2 protein-coding genes are annotated in these 1,619 nt (G+C 50.9%); both read left to right on the top strand.

Annotation, left to right across the window (positions count from 1 at the left end):
- The first annotated feature begins 58 nt into the window (after window positions 1-58).
- Entirely contained in the window at window positions 59-364 is a 306-nt protein-coding gene (locus AC1DVF_RS29175) for a MafI2 family immunity protein (RefSeq protein WP_477783624.1), read from the top strand.
- A gap of 157 nt (window positions 365-521) precedes the next feature.
- Window positions 522-1,010 carry an Imm42 family immunity protein gene (locus AC1DVF_RS29170; protein WP_477783623.1) on the top strand — a complete coding sequence of 163 codons (489 nt, stop codon included), beginning with the start codon at window positions 522-524 and terminating at the stop codon, window positions 1,008-1,010.
- Window positions 1,011-1,619 lie beyond the last annotated feature (609 nt).

The following is a 1,619-nucleotide window of genomic DNA, read 5'->3' as shown; positions in this document are numbered from 1 at the left end:
GAACGGAATAATTCATTACTCAAAAGACGGCACCCATATTGTGCCGGCGAGGCCCTAGATGATGCGAGCATCTGATAACGCGGTTGTGATGGCCCGGCTGAGCATTCAAAGGGCTTTGTTAGGAGAAATATCGGAAAAGCTTCGGGCTGTAATTTTTTCTGTATCTGAGTCTCTTCTGGAGATCCGATTTTATTTTGACGGAGACATTGACGAGGACGATGCCGGGTCTGCCTCTTGTGTTGAAAGTGAGATTCTCGCGGATTACGAAGAAGATTACACAGTTTCTGCTCGCTGTTTCCGGCGAGACTTTCCAGAGATCATAGTTGACGACGGACTATGGGTGTTCAAGCGGCGTGAACGTTGAATCTGGCGCGATCACATATGGGTACTTGGTATGGCGCGAGTAACGACCGACAGGTTTATCGCTACTTCTCCGATAATTCCGGAATCGTCCACTTCAGTGGCACAACGCCTGTATCCCAGGTTCCGAATCCGGTGCGCAAAGCGTTGGGGATGTAGCGATGATAATCGGTGAGAAAAAGTCGTTCGCTATCGAATTTGAGGTCGATGTCAACGCCGGAGGCGCTTGGCTCTTCGGAAAGTTCTGCTATTGGGTAGGAGGAGCGATGCTTGGCGACTATCAGCTGGGTACGTCACTTCGAGATGTATTGTTTTTAATGACACAACTTGTCGGTGACTGCGGCAATAGGTTTTCTACGATGTGCCATATGGGTGCAGACGAAGTCTTTAATACCCTGAATGAGTCCCTGTATGGTGATCGCGAGATTGCCGATTTGGCTGGCAGGTTCGATGTTTTGATACCAGTGGATGTCTTTGACGAGGTTAAGGTGTTTCTCCTTGATTGTGAGGGTAAAGAGTCAAGATTGTTGTACTCAAAGGCGTGCGGCCGCGTAGAAGAATGGCTGTTACCGCCGAAAGAGTTCGATCAAGTGTTGAAGCTTTGCTACGACGAGTTGAGCCAGCTCTATGACGCGACACAACAGAATTGAATTGGTACGACAGGCACTTATCAAAGTCCGTATGGAGACTTTCAAGTCCACTTCTACATGAATCCGGAAACCCAAGAAGTATTTTATGGGTTAGATTACAAGTCGGTCTTCAATGACATGTCTGGAGTGCCAAAAGAACCATGAAAGTCAGATGTATTCGACYCTTTGATGCATTCGGCCGTGAAGTGGATTCTTCTCCCTGGCTTACGGTCGGACGCAGCTATCACGTGATGAGCATTGAAATCACCCCTGATGGAAAGGGCACATACGGGATAGCGACGGCAGAGCGTACTGCCGGGTGGCCGACGTTGGGCAGTCATCGAATTGAGAGCTTTGAAATCCTGAGCACGCTAGTGCCATCGAACTGGCGCGTGGAAGTTCAGGCAAACGGTGCGATGTTCATAGCGCCCGAGGCTTGGCTAGCTCCGGGTTTCTTCGAGGCGTTCAGCGATCGGGAGCCTGCGACATATCCTATCTTTGAGCGAGAGCGCGACGTCATCTTGGGCGAGGACGCATAAGCGACCGCGCTCCGCGTCTCCTTGGGCCGCCCTCGTGGTCACGGTGTTGCAGGCGCCAGACGCGGACACGAATAAGTGGTAACGACAGCGT

It is taken from the genome of Pseudomonas sp. P4_D7 (assembly GCF_056401755.1).
Note: the sequence above shows the minus strand (reverse complement) of the source record. Positions and strands in the feature narration are given on the sequence as shown.

Coding starts and splice junctions, on each gene's coding strand:
- AC1DVF_RS29170 (WP_477783623.1), top strand. CDS start 522: ATGATAATCGGTGAGAAAAAGTCGTTCGCTATCGAATTTGAGGTCGAT.
- AC1DVF_RS29175 (WP_477783624.1), top strand. CDS start 59: ATGATGCGAGCATCTGATAACGCGGTTGTGATGGCCCGGCTGAGCATT.